Origin of the sequence: Streptomyces sp. NPDC021356 (assembly GCF_040641015.1) — a bacterium.
Taxonomy (GTDB): domain Bacteria; phylum Actinomycetota; class Actinomycetes; order Streptomycetales; family Streptomycetaceae; genus Streptomyces.
On record NZ_JBFACU010000089.1, the window covers coordinates 1 to 6,033 of the forward strand.

The 6,033-nt window shown below is 70.3% G+C and carries 4 protein-coding genes and 2 pseudogenes; 3 read left to right on the forward strand and 3 right to left on the reverse strand.

Going from position 1 to position 6,033, the window contains the following annotated elements:
* Positions 1 to 123, reverse strand: a pseudogene (locus AB0G56_RS41880) (IS3 family transposase); the annotation flags it as partial.
* A gap of 100 nt (positions 124 to 223) precedes the next feature.
* On the opposite strand from AB0G56_RS41880, the gene AB0G56_RS41885 reads away from it, so the two are divergent.
* Positions 224 to 1,395 (forward strand): IS3 family transposase gene (locus tag AB0G56_RS41885; protein WP_360981519.1). Its coding sequence is split into 2 segments (ribosomal slippage): positions 224 to 488 and positions 488 to 1,395, totalling 1,173 coding nucleotides; the frame shifts between segments, so codons are not numbered across the junction.
* 508 nt (positions 1,396 to 1,903) lie between these two features.
* Here AB0G56_RS41885 and AB0G56_RS41890 read toward each other — a convergent pair.
* Positions 1,904 to 2,824, reverse strand: coding sequence for a LysR family transcriptional regulator (locus AB0G56_RS41890; protein WP_360981522.1), 921 nt, complete (start codon positions 2,822 to 2,824; stop codon positions 1,904 to 1,906).
* Positions 2,825 to 2,894: 70 nt separating this feature from the next.
* On the opposite strand from AB0G56_RS41890, the gene AB0G56_RS41895 reads away from it, so the two are divergent.
* Entirely contained in the window at positions 2,895 to 3,863 is a 969-nt protein-coding gene (locus tag AB0G56_RS41895; RefSeq protein ID WP_360981525.1) for an amidohydrolase family protein, read from the forward strand.
* Positions 3,864 to 3,955: 92 nt separating this feature from the next.
* Positions 3,956 to 4,129: pseudogene (locus AB0G56_RS41900) on the forward strand (conjugal transfer protein TraA); the annotation flags it as partial.
* 962 nt (positions 4,130 to 5,091) lie between these two features.
* On the opposite strand, the gene AB0G56_RS41905 reads toward AB0G56_RS41900, so the two are convergent.
* On the reverse strand, positions 5,092 to 5,421 hold the full coding sequence (locus tag AB0G56_RS41905; protein WP_360981528.1) for an AzlD domain-containing protein: 330 nt from the start codon (positions 5,419 to 5,421) through the stop codon (positions 5,092 to 5,094).
* Positions 5,422 to 6,033 lie beyond the last annotated feature (612 nt).

Sequence of the window (6,033 nt, forward strand, 5' to 3'; positions counted from 1 at the left end):
CCACCAGCCGGCCGGCGTGGGCAGGTAGGTGATGTCGGAGACCAGTTTCGTGCCGGGCTCGATGGCGGTGAAGTCCCGTCCGACGAGATCCGGTGACGGGGCCGCCTTCCGGTCCGGCCGGGTCAGGCCGCGGCGCCGCCGGCGGGTGATCCCGCGGAGGGCCCTCCACCTTGATCGTGGACCCCTCGACACTGGATCTTGAGTCCAGGGAGAGGAGTCCCGAGTGGGGACCTACAAGTACTCGGCGGAGTTCCGGGCGGACGCGGTGGCGCTGGCCCGTTCGTCGGGCCGGCCCGTCTCACGCATCGCCGCCGAGCTCGGCGTGAACCACGAGACGCTGCGGCAGTGGATCAAGACTGCGGTGAACGCCGAGCGGCCCGAGGCGCTCGCGGAGTCCACGAAGGACGCGGAGATCGCGGCCTTGCGTAAGCAGGTCCGCGAGCTGGAAATGGAACGTGACATCCTGCGCCGGGCGGCCAAGTATTGTGCGGGCGAGACGAACTGGTGAGCCGCTTCGAGTTCGTTGCCGACCATCGCGAAGCCTTCGGCGTGAAGCGCCTGTGCACCATGCTGAATCTGTCCCGGTCCGGGTTCTACCAGTGGCTGAAGACCGCCCCGGCGCGGGCCGCGAAGAAGGCCGCCGACGCCGCGCTCACCCGGCGGATACGCAAGATCCACACAGAGTCCGGGAAGACGTACGGCGCCAGGCGGATCACCGCCGAGCTCCGCGAGGGCGGAGCGATGGTGAACCGCAAGCGCGTGGAGCGGCTCATGCGCCAACACGGTATCCAGGGAAGGAGGTTTAAGCGGCGCCACCGCACCACGGTCCCGGACCCCGCCGCCCAGGCGGTGCCCGATCTGCTGCGGCGCAACTTCACCGCATCCGCCCCCGACCGGGCCTGGGCCGGCGACATCACCTATCTGCCGATCGCCGGCGGGAAGTTTCTGTACCTGGCCACCGTCATCGACGTATTCTCCCGTCGCCTGCTGGGCTGGTCGATGGCCGATCACATGCGGGCCGAGCTCGTCACCGACGCGCTCAACGCGGCCGTCCGCACGCGCGGCGGCCAGATGGACGGCGTCATCTTCCACAGCGATCACGGAGCTCAATACGGATCGAAGACATTCGCCGACGCCTGCCACCAGGCCGGGATCCTCCGATCCATGGGAGCGGTCGGCACCTCCGCGGACAACGCCGCCGCGGAGTCGTTCTTCGCCTCGCTCAAGCGGGAGATCCTTCCCGGCCGACGAGGCTGGCCGACCGCACGAGCCGCCCGCCTCGCAGTCTTCCGCTGGCTCGGCTTTTACAACCACCGTCGCAGGCACTCCACAATCGGCTACCTCGCGCCGGCCGCCTTCGAACAGAGATCCACTATGCTGGCCATCGCTGCATGACAACCGGTGTCCACGATCAAGGTGGAAGCCCCGGGACTAGACGTGTGGGCGGGCGGAAGTTCACCGACCAGCGCGGGGAGGAGACCACCGCGGACCGGACGGCCTGGGACGCCGGAATCGTGTCCGTGTGTGGCACCTGCCACGCCGGCGCGGTCGCCCGGCAGGACGGTGTCGCCAAAGCTGCCTGCCTCCAGGTCGCCATGCCGCTCGATCTGGAGGACGTCCAGAAGTCGGCAAGCGCCGTGATCTGTTCCGCCGTTGCGGCTGACTCCATAGGTGGCTCTTCCGCGACGGTCAGCCGGGACCGTCCGATCAGTGCACGGGGGCATGGGTGAACGGCTCCGCACACACGGCATCCGGATCGCAGAAGCCCCGCCGACCGCGTTGGTCCAGCTCGCCACCGAGCTGCCCGCCGCCCGCCAAGGGTGGTGAGGTGTGCTGGGTCTCGGCCGCGAGCGATGGCCGTAACCGATGCCCGGCCGCCGGGCCGACGGCCTGATCACCCGCCTCACTGGAGCTGCGACGCGGCCTCCGCGAGCAGCCCGCGCAGCCACGTGTGACCGGGGTCCGTGTCGTACATCGGATGCCACCAGAACGCCTCCACGATCGGTACGGCATCGAACGGCGTGTCGACGATCCGCACGCCGAGCACCGCGGCGAGATCCCGGGCCAGCCTCTGCTGCATGAACGCGATCCCGCCGCTGCGGCGGACCAGATGCGGCATCGCCAAGAACGAGTCGGCGATCGCGCAGACCCGCGGCACGACGCCCAGCAGTTCCATCTGCCGCCACGCCGGTGCTCTCCCGAGCGGGTCACCGAACGTGGTGACCCACGGAAGCCGTGACAGGTCGGCCATCGTCAGGTGCTCGCCGACGTCCGGGTTGTCGGCCGCGACCACACAGATCCAGCGGTCGCGGAACAGGGTGAGGGAGCGTGGCAGGTCCAGGTAGCCGTGCGGCATGAAGACCCCGTCCACCGTGCGGGAGAACTCGCCGTCTCGGGCTAGCACTTCGGCGGTGACCGGGCTGAAGTGGACACTCACGTTCGGCGCGCGTTCTTCGAGCAGCGCGACGAGCTGGGCTCCGGCGATGCTCGTCCCGTAGTCCGAGGACACGATGGTGAACACGCGGTCAGATCCCGCCGGGTCGAACTCCGACTGCGCCGAGAACACCCGCTCGACCGCTGAGATCGCGACGCTCACCAACGGCTGCAACCGGTTGGCGAACGGGGTGAGCTCGTAGTGGTTGCCGACGCGCGTGAGGAGTTCGTCGCCGAAGTGGCGGCGCAGTCTGGCCAGTGCGGCCGACAGCGTCGGCTGGGTGCGCGAGAGCCGTATGGCGGCGCCGGTGACGCTTCGCTCGGTCAGCAATCCGTAGAGCGCGTACAGATGATTGTTGTCCAGGCCTCGCAGCCGGATCCCGGCGGACATAGACCAACTCTATAACGGACATGGGAAGTATGCGCTTCCTTGGGAGTGCTGAGCGGCGCAGGCTGACAGCATGAGCGATTCCTGGATCGACGTGCATGCCCACTACACCCCGCCGACCACCCCCGGACAGCGGGAGGCGACCTGGCGGGCGATGCGCGATGCCTGTTTCCTGGCGCCGGAGCCGTACCACTGGACCGTCGAGCGGACGCTCGAGCAGATGGACCGGACGGGCATCGGCATGCAGATGCTGAGCAACCAGCCCGACACGACCGAGGCACTGCTGGCATCCAACGACTACGGGGCGGCCCTGGTGCGGCAGTATCCCGACCGTTTCGGCCTACTGGCCGCCCTGCCTACCGATGACGTGACCGCGACGATGGCCGAACTCGACCGAGCGGCGGAACTGGGCGCGGACGGCTTCGCGGTGACCTGTCGGCGCAACGGCGTGTACCTCGGCGACCCGAGCCTGGAACCGATGTGGGCGGAACTCGACTGCCGTGGCGCCACGGTGTTCGCGCATCCCGACGCGTACGCGGACGGCGTGCAGGGTCGGCCGGCACCGTTGCTGGAGGTCGGTTTCGAGACCACGCGGACGATCGTCGACATGCTTTACGCAGGCGTGTTCCGCGCATACCCGAACGTGAAACTGATCGTCGCCCACTGCGGCGGCGGGGGCGCGCTGCCGGCCATGTCGGGCCGGCTCGGGCTGCTCGGCACCCAGGCATGGGTCCCCAATCCGAACGCCCTGAGCGCCGACGAGATCCGCGTCCAGTTGCGGCGGCTCTACCTCGACACCGCCGCAACCGGGTTCCCGTCCTGCCTGACGGCGGCACTCACGATGACCACGCCGGACCACCTCGTCTACGGCTCGGACTCCGGGGTGCCTTGTAGCACCGAGGAGACCGTCGAAGCCAACCGGAAATCCCTGCTCGAGTTCGACGGCCTGACGCCGCGGCAACGCCAGGACATCGGACGCAACGCCGCCGCCCTGTTCCCCGGCGCCGCAGCCCGCCTCGACGGCGCCCGACCGGCGGCATAGCCCGTCGAGCGCCGTCGGCCCATGGTCCGTCACCGCCTTGCTCCCGAGCGTGCGGAGCGCCTGCGTGCGTCGCGCCCGGCCGCCGGCCCGTCATGGACATCGCGGGCATCGACCAGAGGCTCATCGGCTGGCAGTCGACCCGCCGCCAGCAGATCGAGGACGCGCTGCCCGTCCTCACCGCCCGGTACGAGGAACGGCAGGGACACGCGCCGGGGGAGCGGGCCGCCTACGCACTGGCCTGCCAGGCCGCCGACCAGACCCGCGCACCCAAACGCACCGAGCTGCTGTCGCTGACCGAGCTGCGCAAGCGATGGCGGGACTCCGCGATCCGGGCGTTCGGCGCCTGCACCGTCTACCGGCTCGCCGAGAGGGCGCGGGCGGCAGCCGCGGCGGTGTGGGCGCGGGTACGGCCGGTGGTCGACCTCGCCCTGGCGGCCGTGGACACCGTCGCCGTGGTGTACGTGATGCGAGGCGCGTTCAAACGCCACCACCTGCTCGCCGAAGCCCGCCGCCACCTCTCCTACGTCCTGCGCGGCCGGTCCCACCAGCCGGGCCTGGACGAACAGATCGTGCAGACCGTCGTCGACGGCTACACCCGCCCGGCCAGTCGGCGGATGATGACCGCCGACCTGCGCGCCCTGTACCCGCGCGACACCGAGGACCAGGCCGTGCTGCGCCCGCTGACCCGCAAGCGGACCGCGACTCCGTACGAGCGGGCCCGCCTCGCCGCTGACACTCTGGCCACCGGGTCGGCTCCGGCCGGAAGGACGGCCGCCTCCTGGAGCCGGAGACCGGCGTCGACACGGTGGAGCAGACCCGCCGGACCTTCGAAGCCGCCGCGAAGTTGGCCGCCAAGCTCCGTGACGGCGCGCGAGAACGCGCCGCTGCCTACGGCCCCCGACCGCAACCCGCCCCGGCGACGGACCGGCCGCCGCACACCCCGCAGCCCGGCATTCAGCACGCGCCGGGCCGGACCACAGGAGGAGTTGCCTGAAAAGCCGGGAAGAAAGCCGCGGCCGCGCGCCGCGACGCCCGAGCCCCGTCCCGGGTGCGGCACTCCAACGCCTGGCTGTGGTGACGACGCCGGGCATCGTCCACCGAGTGGAGCCCACTGGCTTTGTTCACGAGAACGGACAGCAGTTGTTCATGCCTTCGGACGCCGTCGAAGTTGTGCTGTGTTCGATGTTCACGAGAAGCGCGACAGCGCCGGGTTTGGCGTCAGGCAGAGTCAGCGGGCGAAGAGCGTGCTGGAAAGGATCACGTGGGTGGCGGTGCCGCCGAGGATGCTCAGCAGTGCGTTGCGGCGCCACAGGTGCAGGCCGATGGTGACCGCCAGGGCCGCGAGCGGGGCCACGGCTCGGGCTTCGGTTACCGGCAAGTCGCGCAGGCAGTAGGCGACCAGGATCACCATGACGCCAGCGGGCATACGGGTGCTGAGGTACTGGACGGTGCCGTTCTCGCACAGGGGTGTGAGGGCGGCGAAGGGCAGGACGCGCAGGCCCCAGGTGACGGCGGCGGCGACGAGGACGGCGGCGATGGCGTAGGGCGTGTCAGGCATGGCGGGGCTTCCTGGAAGTGGTGAGGTGGCGGGCCAGGAGGGCGGCGGTGAACACAGGCCTGCTCGGACTCGGGAGAGCTGCGCTGGACCCTCGCACGTGGGACGGAAATCCCAGCTGGTACGGCCGCTTCTGGGGTCGGGTGACGCCTCACAGCGGGAGGGGGCCTGCCCGCGCCTCCGCGCTATGACGAGCCGCCGACGCCGCCACCGCTGCGTCCAAGTGTCAGCCGCTTCTGGCCGTGCGCGTGATGGCCGCGCTGGACGGCGCGGGCGCGAGCGGTGCTGAGGGAGCGAAGGGCTACTCCACCCGCTTGTTGGACTACGGGTTCGATACCAAGGGAGCTTCCGCCGCGGCCGCCTACGCCGCAACCGGCCTTGCGTCCGGCGCCTTCCCGCGGTGGGCGACGCGTCGTAGGCGGGGCGGGGCGGGGCGGGGCGGGGCGGGGTGGCGGTGGCAGTGGCGGCCAGGAGCAGGCTGGTGAGCGAGGCGAGCAGGGCGCCACTGCGGGCAACGCGCATTAGCCTCGCGCTTTCACGAGATGGGCTGTCCAAGAGCTGATCAGAAACACGGAAAGTGCCCTTGACCTGCAACGATAGGACTTGCTGAGGGTC

Excerpts from the sequence above, each read along its gene's own strand:
- AB0G56_RS41890 (WP_360981522.1), bottom strand. The coding sequence starts at position 2,824 with ATGTCCGCCGGGATCCGGCTGCGAGGCCTGGACAACAATCATCTGTAC.
- AB0G56_RS41895 (WP_360981525.1), top strand. The coding sequence starts at position 2,895 with ATGAGCGATTCCTGGATCGACGTGCATGCCCACTACACCCCGCCGACC.
- AB0G56_RS41905 (WP_360981528.1), bottom strand. The coding sequence starts at position 5,421 with ATGCCTGACACGCCCTACGCCATCGCCGCCGTCCTCGTCGCCGCCGCC.